Source organism: Frondihabitans australicus (assembly GCF_003634555.1).
Taxonomy (GTDB): domain Bacteria; phylum Actinomycetota; class Actinomycetes; order Actinomycetales; family Microbacteriaceae; genus Frondihabitans; species Frondihabitans australicus.
This window is the reverse complement of sequence record NZ_RBKS01000001.1, coordinates 1,625,627-1,641,906: the sequence shown is the minus strand read 5'-3', so window position 1 is coordinate 1,641,906 and position 16,280 is coordinate 1,625,627. Positions and strand designations below refer to the sequence as shown.

The following is a 16,280-nucleotide window of genomic DNA, read 5'->3' as shown; positions in this document are numbered from 1 at the left end:
GCTGTGAACGGCCGCGACGATCCCGTCGCTTGGGCACGAGAGCGCTACCCTGTCAGTGGCGACAACGACGCCGCCACAGAACCACGAAGGCACCATGCTCACCACCCTCTGGAGCCGCGAGCTCCTCACCGCACGTCTCTCCGCCGACATCGCCCTCGATCGGGCCACGCACCTCCCCGTGACGACGCGGGCCCAGCTGCACCTCGATCTGCTGAACACGGCCACCGCACTCGAAGCCGGGCGGCTCTCCGCCGACGAGGCGCTCGCCGAGTTCGAGGGGATTCGCGGGCGGCTCACGCCCGAGAGCGTCTCGGATCCTGCGATCTCGGCCTGACCCTGGGCGGCTGATCGTGCGCGCCTGATCAGGCCGCCGCGCGCAGCCTCAGCGAGTCGATCGCGAAGTCGATGGCGCTCTCGAGCGCCACGGTGTCGCGGCGCGTCTGGCTGAGCAGCAGGCCGCCCTGGACGGCCGCGAGCAACGCCAGCGCGGCTCGGTCGAGGTCGACATCGGGCGGCAGGATCCCGCGCGCGTGCATCGTGGCCAGGCCCTGGCGCAGCAGCGACTCCCACGCCCCGAACGACCGCTCGAGAGCCGCCCGTGCCCGCGGGTTCACCTCGGCGAGGTCGCTGGCGAGGCTGCCGAGCGGGCAGCCGCCGACGCAGTGCTGGCGCGTGAGCACCTCGACGATCGTGTCGCGCCAGGCGACGAGCCCGTCGAAGTCGTCGACGCTCTCGAGGGCCGTGCGGTGGACATCGAGCACGGCATCGGTCTGATAGTCGATCACGGCCATGATCAGGTCGTTCTTGTCGACGAAGTAGTGGTAGAGCTGCGACGTCGTCACCGTCGCCGCCCGCTGGATGTCGTCGATCGTGGTGCGGTCGACGCCCAGCTTGAGCATCAGGTCGGAGGCGCTCGCGACGATCCGCGCGCGAGTCGCGAGGCCCTTCGCCGTGAGGGGGCGGCCGGAGACGGAGGCCGGTGTCGAGGTCATGTCGGAAGTCTACGTCTTTTGGAGTGGACATTCCATTTTCAAGTTGCCACGATTGGAGCAATCACTCCATTACACGATTGGCGACAGGATCATGAGCACGTACGACTTCTCGGGGCAGACCGCCCTCGTCACCGGCAGCACCAGCGGCATCGGCCGTGAGGTGGCCCTCCAGCTCGGCGCGAGCGGCGCCCACGTCATCGTCAGCGGGCGAGACTCGCAGCGCGGCGAGGCCGTCGTCGAGACCATCCGCGCCGCCGGAGGCACGGCCGACTTCGCCGTGGCCGATCTGGCCGACCCCGCCAGCGTCTCGCACCTGGCCGCCGAGGCGACGCGTCTCGGCGACGGCCACGTCGACGTGTTGGTCAACAATGCGGGCGTCTTCCCGTTCGGTCCGACGGCGGACGTCGACGACGCCACCTTCGACGCCGTGATGGCCACGAATGTGCGGGCGCCGTTCCGCCTCGTCGCGCTCCTCGCTCCGGCGATGGCGTCGCGGGGCGCCGGAGCCGTCGTCAACGTCACGACGATGGTCGCCTCGTTCGGTGCGTCGGGCATGGGGCTCTACGGCTCGTCGAAGGCGGCGCTGCAGCTGCTGACGAAGTCGTGGGCGGCCGAGTTCGGGCCCTCGGGCGTGCGCGTGAACGCGGTGAGCCCCGGGCCGACGCGCACCGAGGGCACGGAGGTCATGGGCGACGGGCTCGACCAGCTCGCGGCGACGACGCCGGCCGGGCGCGTCGGGCTGGCCTCCGAGGTCGCGGACGGCGTGGTGTTCCTCGCGTCGAGCGCCGCACGTCACGTGCACGGTGCGGTGCTGCCGGTCGACGGCGGGCGGCTCGCGGTCTGAGCTGCTGCTCCTCCCGAAAACGACTCTGCGCACGTGATTTCGAGTGCTCAGAGTCGTTTTCGGGAGGGAATGCTTTTCGGCGGAGCCCCGCGCGACACAACGCGACACCTGCGACGTGTTGGCACGTCGCAGGTGTCGCGTTTTGTCGCGCCGGGAAACGACGAGGGCGCGGGCGGGCAGGCGTAGGAGCCGCCGAAAGCCCTAGTGCCGGGGCTTGCGGGCCGGCCGATCGTCGCGCGGCGGCCGATCGTCGCGCTCGAAGCGCCCGCCGCGGGCAGGCCGGTCGTCGCGGTCGAAGCGCCCGGCGCGCGGCGGGCGGGAGTCGCCGTCTCGGCGGCCGCCACGGGGCCCGCGGTCGGCGCGGATCTCGATGAGCTTTCCGCCGATCCTGGTGTCGACCAGTCGTTCGATCACGTCAGGCGAGATGTCGGCCGCGAGCTCGACGATCGAGAAGTCGGGCCGGATCTGGATGGCGCCGAAGTCGTCGCGGTTGAGCCCGCCCTCGTTGGCGAGAGCGCCGACGATCTGCCGGGGCTCGACGCGCTGACGGCGGCCGACCTCGATGCGGTACGCGGTCATCGGCACGGAGCCGCGCGGACGGCGCTCGGGCCGACCCTCGGAGTTGTCGCCCGAGAAGCGCGATCCCGAGCCCGAGCCGCCGGTGTCGGAGTCGCGCGCGCGGTCGTCGCGCTGGCGGCGGGCCGGGCGTTCGGGCTCCGGGTCGAGCAGGAGCGGCGTGTCACCCTGCGCGACGACCGCCAGGGCCGCGGCCACGTCGCCCTCGGGCACGTCGTGGTGCGCCACGTAGTGCCCCACGATGTCGCGGAACGCCGAGATGCGCTCGGGCTGCGAGAGGGCGGCCGTGATGGCGTCGTCGAAGCGGGCGAGACGGGTCACGTTGACGTCGTCGACGGTCGGCAGCTGCATCTCGGTGAGCGGCTGGCGCGTGGCCTTCTCGATCGCACCCAGCAGGCGGCGCTCGCGGGGGGTGACGAAGCTGATCGCTGCTCCTGACCGGCCTGCACGCCCCGTGCGACCGATGCGGTGCACGTACGACTCGGTGTCGATCGGGATGTCGTAGTTGACCACGTGGCTGATGCGGTCGACGTCGAGACCGCGGGCGGCGACGTCGGTGGCGACGAGGATGTCGAGCTTGCCCGACTTCAGCTGGTTGACGGTCCGCTCGCGCTGGGCCTGCGCCACGTCGCCCGAGATCGCGGCGGCGGAGTAGCCGCGGGCGCGGAGCTTCTCGGCGAGGGTCTCGGTCTCGCTCTTGGTGCGGACGAAGATGATCATGCCCTCGAAGTTCTCGACCTCGAGAATGCGCGTGAGGGCGTCGACCTTCTGCGGGTACGACACCATCAGGTAGCGCTGCGTCGTGTTCGCCGAGGTGGTCGTCTTCTGCTTGACGGTGATCTCTTCGGCGTCGTCGAGGTACTGCTTCGAGATGCGGCGGATCTGCGCGGGCATCGTCGCCGAGAACAGCGCGACCTGCTTGTCGTCGGGCGTGTCGGCGAGGATCGTCTCGACGTCTTCGGCGAAGCCCATCTTGAGCATCTCGTCGGCCTCGTCGAGCACGAGGTACTTGAGCTCGGAGAGGTCGAGGGTGCCCTTGGCGAGGTGGTCCATGATGCGGCCGGGCGTGCCGACGACGACGTGGACGCCGCGGCGCAGCGCGCTCAGCTGCACGCCGTACGCCTGCCCGCCGTAGACCGGCAGCACGTGGACGCCGCGGAGGTGCGACGCGTACTGCTCGAACGCCTCGCAGACCTGCAGCGCGAGCTCGCGCGTGGGGGAGAGGACGAGCGCCTGAGGGGCCTTCGCGCTGACGTCGAGGCGGCTCAGGATCGGGAGCGCGAACGCGGCAGTCTTGCCCGTACCGGTCTGCGCGAGGCCGACGACGTCGCGCCCCTCGAGCAGCGTCGGGATCGTCGCGGCCTGGATCGCCGAGGGCGTCTCGTAGCCGATGTCCTTGATGGCCTTGAGCACGGGCTCGCTGAGGCCGAGGTCGGCGAAGGTGAGAGGGGCGGGGCCGTCGTCGGGGGTCGCGGCGGCGGTGACCGTCGCGGTGGCGTCGGTCTCGGTGGGGTCAGCGGTGGCTGCCTCTGGCGTGTCGTTCGTGTCGGCAGTCATGCAGAGAACGCTAGTCGGTCTCGGGGCCGGCGTCTGACGCGGGTCGCAGGATCGGCGAATGCCGCCCGTGGTGAGGATTCCTCCGCCCGCGCCGCCCCCGTCGCCCCGCCTCGCCTCGGGAGGAACTTTGTGCGCTCCGGGAGGAAGAAAGCCCTCTCGCGTGCCTCCCGGGAGGAAGGACGACCGATTTCGCAGGATCGGGAGGATCGCCGAGCGAGAACTCCTCCTGAAGAGAAGGGGTGTCTGAGGGCGAATCCTCCGCGACGCAGGTTCTCCTCCCGAGCGTGCACTTCGTCGCCGAAGCCGTCCCGGGTCCGGCTCGTCGACGGCACGATCAGGCGCGGGGAGGACATTTCTCCTCCCGCGCGTGCGCGACGCGGGCCGGCCGCGACTCCTGCGGCGCGTGCGCGACGCGGGCTGAGCGCGCGAAGCCACGCATCCGAGCCCGCGACGACGCACCGGCATGCGACGCGAGATCCTCGAGTCGGCTACCCGACGAGGGCGAGGGCGAACGGAAGGACGGCGCTCGCCCCGGCACGACGGAGCTCGCGGCCGGCGACCGTGAGCGACCACCGCGAGTCGGCGAGGTCGTCGACGAGCAGCACCGGACCGTCGTGCGAGTCGAGCGCTGCCGCGAGCGACGGGCCGACGGTCAGGGCCCCGTGGAGCTCGGCGAGGCGGTACACGCTGTTGGTCGAGCGGTCGCCCGGCACTTCGCCCGGGCCGTCGAGCGCGCCGAGCACGGGCAGGCGCCCCACGGAGCCGAGCGCCTGCGCGAGCGACGACACGAGCTGCGGGCGGGTGCGCGACGGCATGACCACGATCCCGGTCGGGCGAGATGCCCACGGCCACTCGGCCAGCACGCGGATACAGCCGTCGACGAGCGCGCGCGTGATCGGGGCATCCGGTGCACCGGGGGCGAAGAGCGGCCGGAGGGCGCCGCCCCAGCCGAGGTCGGTGAGTCGTGCGAGGGCCCGGCCGGGCTCGCAGCGCTCGCCGGCGGCGATGCGACCCGAGAGCGGAACGCCGACGCGGTCGGCGCCGGTGGGCCACTGGGCGCGGGGCTCGATCTCGACACCGACGCGGTCGAGGGCCGCACCGGACGACTCAACCGCAGAGGAGGGCACATCGGTCGGGAACCACACGCCGGCGCAGACGTCACATCGACCGCACGGCGCGGCGGCGGGGTCGTCGAGATCGCGCTGCAGGATCTGCATGCGGCACGTGGTGGCTCCCTCGTACGCGAGCATCGACTCCTGCTCGTGTCGGCGAGCCGCCGCGATGCGCTCGTAGCGGTCGGCGTCGTACTGCCACGGGGCGCCCGTCGCGACCCAGCCGCCCTGGACGCGCTTCACGGCGCCGTCGACGTCGAGCACCTTGAGCATGAGCTCGAGCGGCGACCGCTTGACGTCGACCATCGACTCGAGGGCCGGCGTCGACAGAGGCTGGCCCGATGACGCGTCGGCCCGGCCCCCGCCGGCACCGAGCGCCCCGAGGATCGCCGACGCCTTCGCCTCGGTCGGCATCGACGCGGTCGCGAAGTACTGCCAGATCTCGGAGTCTTCGGTGCCCGGGAGCAGCAGGACGTCGGCGTTGTCGGTGGCGCGCCCGGCGCGACCGATCTGCTGGTAGTACGCGACCGGCGACGACGGGGCGCCGAGGTGGACGACGAAGCCGAGGTCGGGCTTGTCGAAGCCCATGCCGAGGGCGCTGGTCGCGACGAGGGCCTTGAGCTCGTTGTTCTTGAGCGCCTGCTCGAGCCGCTCGCGCTCGTCGGGGTCGGTGCGGCCGGTGTAGGAGGCGACGTCGTAGCCGGCGTCGCGGAGGAGGCGGGCGGTGTCGTCGGCGGCCGAGATCGTGAGCGCGTAGACGATGCCGGAGCCCGGCAGATCGCCCAGGTGGGCGGTGAGCCACGCGAGGCGGTCGCGGCTGGTCGGCAGTCGGAGGACCCCGAGCCGCAGCGAGGCACGGGCGAGGGAGCCGCGGATGGTGAGCACCTCTGCTCCGGCGCCCAGCTGCTCTTCGACGTCGCGGACGACGCGAGCGTTGGCCGTGGCCGTCGTCGCGAGCACCGGCAGGTCGGCGGGCAGCGAGCGGATCAGCTCGGCGAGTCGCCGGTAGTCGGGCCGGAAGTCGTGGCCCCAGTCGGAGATGCAGTGCGCCTCGTCGACGACCAGGAGGCCGAGGCGCGCCAGGAGCAGAGGCAGCTGCTCGTCGCGGAACCGCGGGTTGTTGAGGCGCTCGGGGCTGACGAGCAGCACGTCGACCTCGTCGCGGGCGAGCGCCTGCTGCACGTCGCCCCACTCGTGCGCGTTGGCGGAGTTGACCGCGACGGCCCGCACTCCGGCGCGGGCAGCGGCGGCCACCTGGTCGCGCATGAGCGCGAGCAGCGGCGACACCAGGAGTGTCGGACCGCCGCCCCGGCGACGCAAGAGCAGCGTCGCGATGAAGTAGACGGCCGACTTCCCCCACCCGGTGCGCTGCACGACGAGCGCGCGCCGCCGATCCGCGACGAGCGCCGCGATGGCCTCGAGCTGCCCCTCGTGGAAGGTGGCGTCGGGGCGGCCCGTCAGGGCGCGCAGCAGGTCGGTGGCCTCGGCGGCAAGGGACTCGGAGGTGAGGGTGTCGGTCATCGCCCCCATGGTCGCAGGATCCGCCGACACTCGCTGGGCCGTGGCCGCACGCTGTGGAAAACTCCGGCGAGCCCTACGGCCCGAGCAGCCCGCGGATGTCGTCGGCGGTGAGAGCGGCGCCGAACGCGGCGTCGTTGTCGTGCATGACCGCGTCGAAGAGCTTCGCCTTCGCCTCCTTGAGCTCCATGACCTTCTCTTCGATGGTGCCTCGGGCGATCATCCGGTAGACCATGACGTTCGAGGTCTGCCCGATGCGGTGGGTGCGGTCGACGGCCTGTGCCTCCGTCGCCGGGTTCCACCACGGGTCGAGCAGGAAGACGTAGTCGGCCTCCGTGAGGTTGAGGCCGAACCCGCCCGCCTTGAGGCTGATGAGGAAGACCGGAGCCGTGCCGTCGCGGAACCTCGCGACGACGTCCGACCGCTTGAGCGTCGACCCGTCGAGGTACTCGTAGTCGATGCCCTCGGCCGACAGCCGCGAAGCCACGACCGAGAGGTACGAGGTGAACTGGCTGAAGACGAGGGCTCTGTGGCTGCCGGCGATCACATCCTGCAGCTCGTCGATCAGGACGTCGAGCTTCGACGACGGCATGCCCTCGTACGCCTCGCCGTCGACGAGGGTCGCGTCGAGGGCCAGCATGCGCAGGAGCGTGAGGGAGCGGAAGACGATGAAGCGGTTGCGGTCGAGGTCGTCGACGAGCCCCAGCAGCTTCTGGCGCTCGCGCTGGAGGAAGAGGTCGTAGAGCTTGCGGTGCTTGGGTGCGAGATCGACCATGATCGTCTGCTCCTGCTTCTCGGGCAGGTCGGGCGCGACGAGCTCTTTGGTGCGCCGGAGCATGAGGGGCCGGATGCGTCGCCGCAGCCGCGCGAGCAGGTCGGGTCGGTCGCCGAGCGAGACGGGCTTCGCGTACTCCTCCATGAACCGCAGGCCGGTCATGAGCAACCCGGGAGCGGTGACGTGGAAGAGCGACCAGAGATCGAAGAGGTCGTTCTCCATCGGCGTGCCGGTGATGGCGAGCTTGAACGGCGCCTTGAGCTCGACGGCGGCACGGTGGGCCTTCGAGGTGCGGTTCTTGATCATCTGCGCTTCGTCGAGCACGAGGCCCGCCCACTCGACCGAGGCGTAGCGGGCGAAGTCGAGCCGGAACAGGGCGTACGACGTCACCACGACATCGACCCCGGAAGCGACGAGCACGGCGAGGTCGAGCCGGCTCTTGGCCGCGGTCGCCGTGACCTCGTGGACGCGCAGGCCCGGCGTGAAGCGGGCGGCCTCGGAGACCCAGTTGCCGACGACGCTGGTGGGCGCGACGACGAGGAACGGCAGCGACGTCGTGGAGCGTGAATGCGCGACCAGCGCCAGCGTCTGGAGCGTCTTGCCGAGACCCATGTCGTCAGCGAGGACTCCGCCGAGCTCGTGCTCGTAGAGGAAGGCCAGCCACGAGAATCCCTCGGCCTGGTACGGGCGAAGCGTCGCGGAGACCGACGCCGGCACGGGCACCGGAGGCACGCCGTCGACGTCGGCGAGGGCGCCCACGGTCGCTCGCCACCGGGAATCCTGCTCGGTGTGATCGGCCAGCTCTTCGAGCTCGGCCCAGAGCGACGCCTGGTAGCGGTTGATGTGGAGCTCGCCGGTCTCCCACTCGTCGAGCTCTTCGGCCTCGGAGATGAGGCGACGCAGCTCGTCGAAGACGGGCTGCTTGAGCGACAGGTAGGTCTTGTCGACGAGCAGCATCTTGTCCTGTCGCCGAGACAGGGCGGTGAACAGCGGCGTGAACGGAATCGTGCGACCCTCGACCGTCACCATCACGCCGAGGTCGAACCAGTCGCGCTTGTCGGTCTCGACCGTCGTCACGGTGAGGTGCGGCGTCTCGGTGAGCTCGCGGTACTCCGGCCGCGCCCCCACGATCTCCACGCGGATGTCGTTGCGCGCTTCGAGCAGCGGCAGCACCTCGGCGGCGAACTCGGCCGCGCCGAGCCCCTTGAGCGTGGCGTTCACGACCTCGACGTCGTCGGGCACGGGGAATGCGCCGAGGGGCTTCGAGGTGCCGTTGTCGTCCCATGACCACGCCAGCGTCAACACGTCGCCCTCGCCGAACGTGGCGGTGAGGCGCAGCACCGGCGGCAGGATCTCGGGCAGCTCGACCGACGAATCGCGGCTCACCACCGGCACGGCCCCGGCCAGCCGGGGGAACCACTCCCGGAAGAACTCGTCGCGCTCGCCCTCCGGCACGTCGATCGACGGCGAACCGAGCAGCCGCCGGGCCTCGTCGCCGAGCGAGGCCGGCCCGAGCGCCACCTGCAGCCCGGGGGTGAAGCTCCACGCGTAGAGCCCGTGCTCGCCGACGAGACCGGTGTGGAACGCAGGATGCGACACCCCGCCCACGACCCCCTCCACGTCGAGGCGCAGCCCGCCCGCGGAACCGGGCGAGACCGCGATCGTGACACCTGCCTCCTGCGCCACGGTCACGTCGACCTCCCGCTTGCCGGTGACGAGCGCGATGCCGAGGCGTCGGCCCTCGTCCAGCAGAGGCCACAGGAGCGGGCTGCCGAAGTCGTCGAGGAAGAGCCAGTCCGCCTCGCTCCCGGGCAGGTACACGTCGCGGGCCGAGCGGTGCAGCGCCTGGAACTGCCCGAACCAGCGGTGCTGCTCGGGGCTCGCGCCGAGACGGTTGAGCGAGTAGGGCAGCGACGTCCAGGTGAGCGAGCCGCGCACCCAGTTGCCGGTCGCCGACTGCGTGACGGGGCGCACGCCGAGGCGGTACGGCGACGAGTGCTCGTCGTCGGCGCCCTGCGCGGCGGTCTCGGCGCGGCGGGTCGTCGCCTCCGTCGCCGGTCGGCCGGTCGGGGCGCCCCAGCGGCCGCTGCGCTCGCGAGTGCGTTCGCGCAGCTCGAACTGCAGGCCCATCGGGGTGAGGCGGGCGGACGGGAGCGGGGCCGGCGACGAGAGGACGTCGAGCTGCTGCCGCCATGAGGCCGCAGGAGCCGCCGTGGTGCTTCGGGCGGTCGGCCTCGGTGACCGTGCGCCCTGGCTCGCGGGCTCGGCGACCGTCTCGTCGCCGTCGCCGTCGCCCTCGTCACCGCCGCCCTCGGTGAGGCTCGACGGCGCCCCCAGCAGGGCCTGCGCGTGCGCCTGGTTCGCGAAGAGCAGCATCGCCGCGACGTGCTTGCAGTCGGTGCGGATCGGGCAGGTGCACGTGGTGAGCACCGGGCGGCTGTACTGGCCGTGCGTCTGGGTGAGCCGAGCGGTCGCCTCGTAGGGCTGGACGTCGCTGCCGAGGACGTGGCCGATCGCGAGGCGCTTGTCGGCGTCGTACGACGTGTCGACGACGCGGTTCTCGCGGACGTACTCGCGGGCCCGCTCGAACGTCGCGGCGCCGACCAGCCGGATGATGTCGGTGGCGTCGACGAGGGGGATGGCCTCGGGCATGCCCCTAGCCTCTCATCCGCCGCCGACACCCGGGGGCGGTCGCGACGACGGCTACGGGCGCCGACGGGCCACGAGCACCTCGTCGGCCCCATCGCGGTGCGGATGCTTCCGCAGCTCGGCGGAGACGTCGAAGGCGGCACGATCGAGAAGTCCGCCGAGCTCCCGCGCCTCGAAGAAGAAGACCGGCCCGATGGCGTGATGCTCGGTCTTCTCGTGCCCGACGACGAGCAGCGTGCCGCCCGGTGCTACGGCCGCCGCGAGCTTCGTCACGACGGCGGCCATGTCGGCCGAGGGGAAGTGCGAGTACTGCGACGAGACGAGGTCGAAAGCCGCGGCGTCCGGAGCCCACGAGAGGATGTCGCGGTGCTGCCAGGAGATGCGGTCGGCTGGGGAGGGTGTCGCCGATCCTGCGCCCTGATCGTGGTCCGGCTGCGTGTCGTCGGCCGGCTGCGGGTCGTGAGCCGGCTGGGCGCGCACCCACGCCTCGGCTCGCGCGAGAGCCACCTCGGAGAGATCGATCGCGGTCACCTGCCAGCCTCGGGAGGCGAGCCACAGGGCGTCGCCGCCCTCGCCCGAACCGACGTCGAGGGCTCGGCCCGGCGTGAGGTGCTCGGCCTCGGCGATCAGCTGGGGGTTGGCGCGTCCGCTCCAGAGGCGGTCGGCCGACGAATAGCGGTCGTCCCAGTAGGCCTGGTCGGGCGCGGCGTCGAGGTGCGCCGCCGAGGGCCCATTGTGCGGGTGCTGGTGCTCGTGCATGCGCTCATGGTGCCCGGGCGTGCGTCGTTGGCGCCAGCCCCGTTGCCGTTCCGGCAAGATTCGCCGCATACCAAAAACGACTGTCCCGGCGTCGTGCGACGTCATGACAGTCGTTTCTGGGATGCAAAGAGTCAGTGACCTGTGACGATCAGTGACCGGCGACGAGCAGGATCGCGAACGCCAGCGTGCCCACGCTGCCCAGCCCGACCGCGATGCCCGACGACACGACGGTGACGCGGTGCCTGCGGCGGTCGGCGGCCACGGCGAGGCGGCGCGTGCGCTGGACGGTGGTCTCGAGGCTCGCCGCCATTGTCGAGGGGGCTTCGAACGGAGCCGACACCGCCCGGAACGGCGACCGCGTCGCGTGCTCGGGGCGCGGCGCGGTCGTGGTCCCGAGGGCGTCGGCGGCGGTGAGCGTCGTCATGGGGGGCTCCAGTTCCTGATCCTGGGTGCGTGTGACCAGGAGTTCGGCACCGGGCGCAAAACGGATTGCCCTGCCTCTCGAGTCCGGCCGCCAGCGGACGTACGATCGTGCATGGCCGCTTCGCACGCAACAGTCGTCGCCGTGGTCGGCGACGCGTCCGCAGACGTCATCGAGGGGCTGAGCGCCCTCCGCGGCGTCGATGCCCTCCAGCTCGGCGAGCCCGACGCCGACGGCGCTCGCCGCATCAGCGCCTCGCAGGGGCCGTACGTCGTGCACGACTCCGATCCGCTCGGTCACGTCGCCCACGCCTGGGTCGAGTTCTTCGACGATCGCTCGACCGGTGGCGCGCTCGACGTCGAGGTGGCGCAGGCCGTGTCGGCCTTCGCGGCGGGCGAGCGCGTGATGCCCGACTACTACGTGGTGCTCGAGCCCGAGTCGCTCGAGCCGACCTGGCGGCACTGGTGGTTCGGGGCTCTGGCGACGATGGCGCCGCGACGCGTGCTGCCCCAGCCGGCGGCCGCAGGATCAGTGCGGAAGCTCCTCCGGCAGCTGCCCACGGGGCCCGGCTGGGCCGCACCCGACCAGTGGCTGCCGAAGCTCGCCTTCACGGTGCCCGACGGTCGGGGACTCCTCGCGCCCTAGGCCGTGGCCGCGAGCGACGACGCGGCGAGCGACGTCGCGCCGGCGCCGGACGCCGCCAGGTCGACGGCGTCCTCGCCGGTGCGGAGCGCCGGGCAGTGCTCGGCCGTCGGATGCGCGGCGATGTCGATCATGCGGTCGAGCGAGTCGCGGGCGGCCTCGAGCTCGGCCATCGTGGCCGTGATCCGCGCGCGCTCGGCGCCGAGGAGGTCGAAGACCTCGGGGGAGGCGTGCCCGGTCTCGACGCAGGGGAGGATCCGCAGGATCGTGCGGCTCGGCAGGCCCGCCGCGAAGAACTGCTGGATCAGCCGGACGCGCTCGACCGCCGAGGGCGCGTAGTCGCGCTGGCCGCCGGTGGTGCGCGTCGAGCCGAGGAGGCCCTGCTCTTCGTAGTAGCGGAGCGCCCGGGTGCTCACGCCGGACTTCGCGGCCACTTCTCCGATTCGCATCCCGCGCCCTTCGTCGGTGTCGTCGAGAGCCGTTGTCGTCGAGACCCGTTGTCGTCTCGGAACTCTTTTCGCCAGGGACTTGCCCTTGACGTCAACGTCAGGTCTTAGCGTAGCTCACGCCCGGCCAGGCGACCGGGCGTGAGAGACACGTCAGAGAAGGAACACCATGGACATCACCCAGCAGACCGCCCTCGTCACCGGCGCCAACCGCGGCATCGGCCGCACCTTCGTCGAGGAGCTCCTCGAGCGCGGCGCACGGAAGGTCTACGCGACCGCCCGCCGCCCCGAGACGCTCGACTTCACCGACGAGCGCGTCGTGCCGCTGCGGCTCGACCTGACCGACGACGAGTCGGTCACGGCGGCGGCTGCCACGGCGCAGGATGTGACGCTCCTGGTCAACAATGCCGGCATCTCGACCGGCGCCGCCCTCGTCACCGGCGAGCTCGCCGAGATCCGGCGCGAGATGGACACGCACTTCTGGGGCAACCTCGGCGTCATCCGGGCGTTCGCGCCGGTGCTCGCGGGCAACGGCGGCGGGGCGATCGTGAACGTCCTGTCGGCCCTCTCGTGGTTCTCGTACCCGGGCGCCGGGGCGTACGCCGCGGCCAAGGCGGCCGAGTGGAACCTCACCAACGGGGTCCGCCTCGAGCTGGCCGCCCAGGGCACGCTGGTGCAGGGCGTGCACCTCGGAGCCGCCGACACCGACATCATGGACGGCTACGAGGGGCCGATGATCGACCCTCGCGACGTGCCGCGAGCCTCGCTCGCCGGTCTCGAGCACGACGCGATCGAGGTCGTCGTCGACGACTGGAGCGCCATGGTGAAGGCGTCGCTCGCCGGCGACCCGGCGGCGTTCTACGCGCAGCTGGAGGCGGCGCTCGCCGGCTGACCGGCCACATCGTCAGCGGGAGCGTCGTCGGCCCCAGCGCACGAACAGCACGAGCGCGACGACGACTCCCGCGACGACGGCGACCTGGGCGCCGACCAGCACGTTCCAGAGCAGCAGGCCCACGTTCAGCCCATCGTCAGACTGGTCTTGTTGCCGCCGACCGAGAACTGCAGCCACATGATCTCGGAGTGCGGGATCACGCACATCTGAGCGAGCACGTCGAGGCGCGCGACCTTGCTGTTCGGGCGGCCGAAGTACTGCTGCTTCGTGCTGCACGACCCGCCGATCGACCAGGTGGCGCCGTAGACGCTCGTGACCCGGTTGTTGCCCGACTGCAGGTTGTAGCTGACCCGGAAGCTCATCGCGACGAGACCGAACCACATCTCGGCCTTGCAGTTCGAGTACGCGGTGCCGCTCTTCGAGCAGCCCGAGACACCGCGGAGGCGGGGATCGGAGACGTCGACGGCCTTCTCGTCGCGCTGCACGGCGATGGAGCCGTCGGCGTAGGTGCTCACGGTGGCGAGGGCGTCGCCGTCATCCTGCGACCTCGTGCTCACCGGGCGTGCGCTGCCGGTGAGCGCGAGCCAGGTGCCGCCGTGCTCGTACTCGCCGAGGAGGCGATCGGCCGTCGCGGTCGAGACGCCGTAGCGGTCGAAGAACGCGTGCGCCTCGGCGACGGTCGCGGCGTCGAGCGAGCGGGTCGCAGGAGCCGAGGCGCTCGCGGCCGCGGGCACGACCAGAGCCGAAGCGAGAGAAGCCGTGGCGGCGAGTGTGGCGAAGGCCGCGCGACGTCGCGGACGGCCCGATGAGCTCTTGATAGTATTGAAATACTGCACGAGTAGAGAAGGTACCAGTGCCTGGGTGATTTAAGCAACATTGTTAGGCTCGCGGCATGTCAGAGCGCCTGGGTCGCGTCGCCGTTCTCGTCCTCGAGGGGGCGAAGCCGCTCGACGTCGGGATCCCCGCCCAGGTCTTCTCGACGCGGCGCAGCATGCCCTACGAGGTGCGGGTCTGCGGCCCCGAGCCCGGCCTGATCACGGGCGGCGACGGGCTGTCGTTCGGCGTCGCGAACGGGCTCGAGACCCTCGACTGGGCCGACATCGTCTTCGTGCCCGGCTACCGGTTCCCCGACCGGGAGGCGCCGCCCGCCCCGGTCGTCGACGCGCTGCGCGGTGCGCACGAGCGCGGGGCCAGGCTCGCAGCGATCTCGACCGGCGCGTTCGCGCTCGCCGCGACGGGCCTGCTCGACGGCAAGCGCGCCACGACGCACTGGCACTACACGCGGGCCCTCGCCGAGCAGTACCCGGCGATCCGCGTCGACGAGAACGTGCTCTTCGTCGACGAGGGCGACGTGCTCACGAGTGCGGGGGCGGCCTCCGGGATCGACCTGTGCCTGCACATCCTGCGATCGGATCTGGGCATCGCGTCGTCGAATCACACGGCCAGACGCCTCGTCGCGGCGCCGTACCGCTCGGGCGGACAGGCGCAGTACGTGCCCCGGAGCGTGTCCGAGCCGCGCGGCGAGCGCTTCGCCGCGACGCGCGAGTGGGCGCTGCGGCACCTCGGCGAGCCGCTCACGCTCGAGGCGATGGCCCACCATTCGGCGTCGTCGCCGCGCACGTTCTCGCGGCGGTTCGTCGATGACACCGGGTACACGCCGATGCAGTGGCTGCTGCGGGCTCGGGTCGATGCGGCGCGCGAGCTGCTCGAGCTGTCGGAGCTCGGCGTCGAGCAGATCGCGGCCGAGGTGGGGCTGGGCACGGGGGCGAATCTGCGGCAGCATTTCCAGCGGATCCTGGGCACGACGCCTCGTGACTACCGCCGCACCTTCACCGGAGGTGAATAAGCCGTCCACGCGACAAAACGCGACACCTGCGACGCTCCGGCACGTCGCAGGTGTCGCGTTTTGTCGCAGGAGGAACGGGCGGGAGAAGCGTGGCGAGAAACTTGCGAAGGGTGTCGTGCGCGCCCCTGTCGAGCGACGGCGCGCGGCGCGAACCTGGTTCGCGTGCCGCAACGACCGCGGCTCCAGAAAGGTGAATCCCCATGACCCGCATCGCGATCAACGGCTTCGGCCGCATCGGCCGCAACGCCCTCCGCGCCCTCCTCGAGCGAGAGGGCACCGGCGCGAACTCCGCCGCGACCACGCTCGAGATCGTCGCCGTCAACGACCTCACCCAGCCCCGCGACCTGGCCCGCCTGCTCGCCTTCGACACCACCGCCGGGCGCCTCGGCCGCCCCGTCGAGGTCGACGGCGACACCCTCGTGGTCGACGGCCGCAGGATCCGGGTGCTCGCCGAGCGCGACCCCCGCGACCTCCCCTGGAAAGAGCTCGGCGTCGACATCGTCCTCGAGTCGACCGGCCGATTCACGTCGGCCGAAGCCGCTCGCGCGCACCTGGACGCGGGAGCGAAGCGCGTGCTGGTGAGCGCCCCCGCGGACGGAGCCGACGTGACGCTCGCCTACGGAGTCAACACGGCGGCGTACGACCCGGCCGTCCACACGATCGTCTCGAACGCCTCCTGCACCACGAACGCCCTGGCTCCGCTGGCCTCCGTGCTCGACGACCTGGCCGGCATCGAGCACGGCTTCATGACGACGGTGCACGCCTACACGCAGGAGCAGAACCTGCAGGACGCCCCGCACCGCGACCCGCGTCGCGCCCGTGCGGCCGCCGTGAACATCGTGCCGACGTCGACCGGCGCCGCGAAGGCGATCGGCCTCGTGCTGCCGAACCTGAACGGCAAGCTGTCGGGCGACTCGATCCGCGTTCCCGTGCCGGTCGGCTCGATCGTCGAGCTGAACACCACGGTCTCGAAGGACGTCACGCTCGACGAGGTCCTCGCGGCGTACAAGAACGCCGCCGACGGAGCGCTCAAGGGAATCCTCGAGTACTCGGACGACGCGCTCGTCTCGTCGGACATCACCGGCAACCCGGCGTCGTCGATCTTCGACTCCGCCCTCACCCGCGTCGACGGCCGCCACGTGAAGGTGGTCGCCTGGTACGACAACGAGTGGGGCTTCTCGAACCGCGTGATCGACACGCTCGAGCTGCTCGCCGCCTCCTGAGGCATGTCGGGGGTCAGACGACACCTGT

14 protein-coding genes are annotated in these 16,280 nt (G+C 71.6%); 6 read left to right on the top strand and 8 right to left on the bottom strand.

Features of this window, described 5'->3' with window-relative positions; translation table 11 throughout:
- Window positions 1–94 precede the first annotated feature (94 nt).
- A complete protein-coding gene (locus tag C8E83_RS07600) occupies window positions 95–334 on the top strand; it encodes a hypothetical protein (protein WP_121369169.1) in 240 nt (79 codons plus the stop codon).
- A gap of 28 nt (window positions 335–362) precedes the next feature.
- Here the strand turns inward: C8E83_RS07600 and C8E83_RS07595 are convergent, their stop codons facing one another.
- On the bottom strand, window positions 363–992 hold the full coding sequence (locus tag C8E83_RS07595) for a TetR/AcrR family transcriptional regulator (RefSeq protein WP_121369168.1): 630 nt from the start codon (window positions 990–992) through the stop codon (window positions 363–365).
- A 91-nt stretch (window positions 993–1,083) separates the two neighbouring features.
- Between C8E83_RS07595 and C8E83_RS07590 the strand changes: the two genes are divergently transcribed.
- Entirely contained in the window at window positions 1,084–1,836 is a 753-nt protein-coding gene (locus C8E83_RS07590) for an SDR family NAD(P)-dependent oxidoreductase (protein WP_121369167.1), read from the top strand.
- A gap of 201 nt (window positions 1,837–2,037) precedes the next feature.
- Here the strand turns inward: C8E83_RS07590 and C8E83_RS07585 are convergent, their stop codons facing one another.
- The 5 genes from C8E83_RS07585 to C8E83_RS07565 all read right to left on the bottom strand — a co-directional run bounded on the left by C8E83_RS07585 (window position 2,038) and on the right by C8E83_RS07565 (window position 11,206).
- Complete coding sequence (locus C8E83_RS07585; protein ID WP_121369166.1) at window positions 2,038–3,969, bottom strand: DEAD/DEAH box helicase; 1,932 nt, start codon at window positions 3,967–3,969, stop codon at window positions 2,038–2,040.
- 488 nt (window positions 3,970–4,457) lie between these two features.
- Entirely contained in the window at window positions 4,458–6,602 is a 2,145-nt protein-coding gene (locus C8E83_RS07580) for a RecQ family ATP-dependent DNA helicase (RefSeq protein WP_121369165.1), read from the bottom strand.
- A 73-nt stretch (window positions 6,603–6,675) separates the two neighbouring features.
- Complete coding sequence (locus C8E83_RS07575; protein ID WP_121369164.1) at window positions 6,676–10,026, bottom strand: DEAD/DEAH box helicase; 3,351 nt, start codon at window positions 10,024–10,026, stop codon at window positions 6,676–6,678.
- Between the two features lie 51 nt (window positions 10,027–10,077).
- Window positions 10,078–10,782 carry a class I SAM-dependent methyltransferase gene (locus tag C8E83_RS07570; protein ID WP_170159869.1) on the bottom strand — a complete coding sequence of 235 codons (705 nt, stop codon included), beginning with the start codon at window positions 10,780–10,782 and terminating at the stop codon, window positions 10,078–10,080.
- 148 nt (window positions 10,783–10,930) lie between these two features.
- Window positions 10,931–11,206 carry a hypothetical protein gene (locus C8E83_RS07565; RefSeq protein ID WP_121369162.1) on the bottom strand — a complete coding sequence of 92 codons (276 nt, stop codon included), beginning with the start codon at window positions 11,204–11,206 and terminating at the stop codon, window positions 10,931–10,933.
- 111 nt (window positions 11,207–11,317) lie between these two features.
- On the opposite strand from C8E83_RS07565, the gene C8E83_RS07560 reads away from it, so the two are divergent.
- Entirely contained in the window at window positions 11,318–11,848 is a 531-nt protein-coding gene (locus C8E83_RS07560) for a hypothetical protein (RefSeq protein ID WP_121369161.1), read from the top strand.
- Here the strand turns inward: C8E83_RS07560 and C8E83_RS07555 are convergent.
- Window positions 11,845–12,294, bottom strand: a complete 450-nt coding sequence (locus tag C8E83_RS07555; RefSeq protein WP_121369160.1) for a MerR family transcriptional regulator — start codon at window positions 12,292–12,294, stop codon at window positions 11,845–11,847. The genes C8E83_RS07560 and C8E83_RS07555 overlap by 4 nt on opposite strands.
- Window positions 12,295–12,460: 166 nt before the next feature.
- Here C8E83_RS07555 and C8E83_RS07550 point away from each other — a divergent pair, with 166 nt between their 5' ends.
- Window positions 12,461–13,183 carry an SDR family oxidoreductase gene (locus C8E83_RS07550; protein ID WP_121369159.1) on the top strand — a complete coding sequence of 241 codons (723 nt, stop codon included), beginning with the start codon at window positions 12,461–12,463 and terminating at the stop codon, window positions 13,181–13,183.
- Window positions 13,184–13,308: 125 nt separating this feature from the next.
- On the opposite strand, the gene C8E83_RS07545 is transcribed toward C8E83_RS07550, so the two are convergent.
- Window positions 13,309–13,917 (bottom strand): hypothetical protein, encoded by a 609-nt coding sequence (locus tag C8E83_RS07545; RefSeq protein ID WP_121369158.1) that lies wholly within the window; start codon window positions 13,915–13,917, stop codon window positions 13,309–13,311.
- Window positions 13,918–14,075: 158 nt separating this feature from the next.
- On the opposite strand from C8E83_RS07545, the gene C8E83_RS07540 reads away from it, so the two are divergent.
- Complete coding sequence (locus C8E83_RS07540; protein ID WP_121369157.1) at window positions 14,076–15,029, top strand: GlxA family transcriptional regulator; 954 nt, start codon at window positions 14,076–14,078, stop codon at window positions 15,027–15,029.
- A gap of 200 nt (window positions 15,030–15,229) precedes the next feature.
- Complete coding sequence (gap, locus tag C8E83_RS07535; protein WP_121369156.1) at window positions 15,230–16,252, top strand: type I glyceraldehyde-3-phosphate dehydrogenase; 1,023 nt, start codon at window positions 15,230–15,232, stop codon at window positions 16,250–16,252.
- Window positions 16,253–16,280: the final 28 nt, after the last annotated feature.

What these genes read in the sequence shown, in the direction of transcription:
- C8E83_RS07600 (WP_121369169.1), top strand. Translation starts at nt 95, where the DNA reads ATGCTCACCACCCTCTGGAGCCGCGAGCTCCTCACCGCACGTCTCTCC.
- C8E83_RS07595 (WP_121369168.1), bottom strand. Translation starts at nt 992, where the DNA reads ATGACCTCGACACCGGCCTCCGTCTCCGGCCGCCCCCTCACGGCGAAG.
- C8E83_RS07590 (WP_121369167.1), top strand. Translation starts at nt 1,084, where the DNA reads ATGAGCACGTACGACTTCTCGGGGCAGACCGCCCTCGTCACCGGCAGC.
- C8E83_RS07585 (WP_121369166.1), bottom strand. Translation starts at nt 3,969, where the DNA reads ATGACTGCCGACACGAACGACACGCCAGAGGCAGCCACCGCTGACCCC.
- C8E83_RS07580 (WP_121369165.1), bottom strand. Translation starts at nt 6,602, where the DNA reads ATGACCGACACCCTCACCTCCGAGTCCCTTGCCGCCGAGGCCACCGAC.
- C8E83_RS07575 (WP_121369164.1), bottom strand. Translation starts at nt 10,026, where the DNA reads ATGCCCGAGGCCATCCCCCTCGTCGACGCCACCGACATCATCCGGCTG.
- C8E83_RS07570 (WP_170159869.1), bottom strand. Translation starts at nt 10,782, where the DNA reads ATGCACGAGCACCAGCACCCGCACAATGGGCCCTCGGCGGCGCACCTC.
- C8E83_RS07565 (WP_121369162.1), bottom strand. Translation starts at nt 11,206, where the DNA reads ATGACGACGCTCACCGCCGCCGACGCCCTCGGGACCACGACCGCGCCG.
- C8E83_RS07560 (WP_121369161.1), top strand. Translation starts at nt 11,318, where the DNA reads ATGGCCGCTTCGCACGCAACAGTCGTCGCCGTGGTCGGCGACGCGTCC.
- C8E83_RS07555 (WP_121369160.1), bottom strand. Translation starts at nt 12,294, where the DNA reads ATGCGAATCGGAGAAGTGGCCGCGAAGTCCGGCGTGAGCACCCGGGCG.
- C8E83_RS07550 (WP_121369159.1), top strand. Translation starts at nt 12,461, where the DNA reads ATGGACATCACCCAGCAGACCGCCCTCGTCACCGGCGCCAACCGCGGC.
- C8E83_RS07540 (WP_121369157.1), top strand. Translation starts at nt 14,076, where the DNA reads ATGTCAGAGCGCCTGGGTCGCGTCGCCGTTCTCGTCCTCGAGGGGGCG.
- gap (WP_121369156.1), top strand. Translation starts at nt 15,230, where the DNA reads ATGACCCGCATCGCGATCAACGGCTTCGGCCGCATCGGCCGCAACGCC.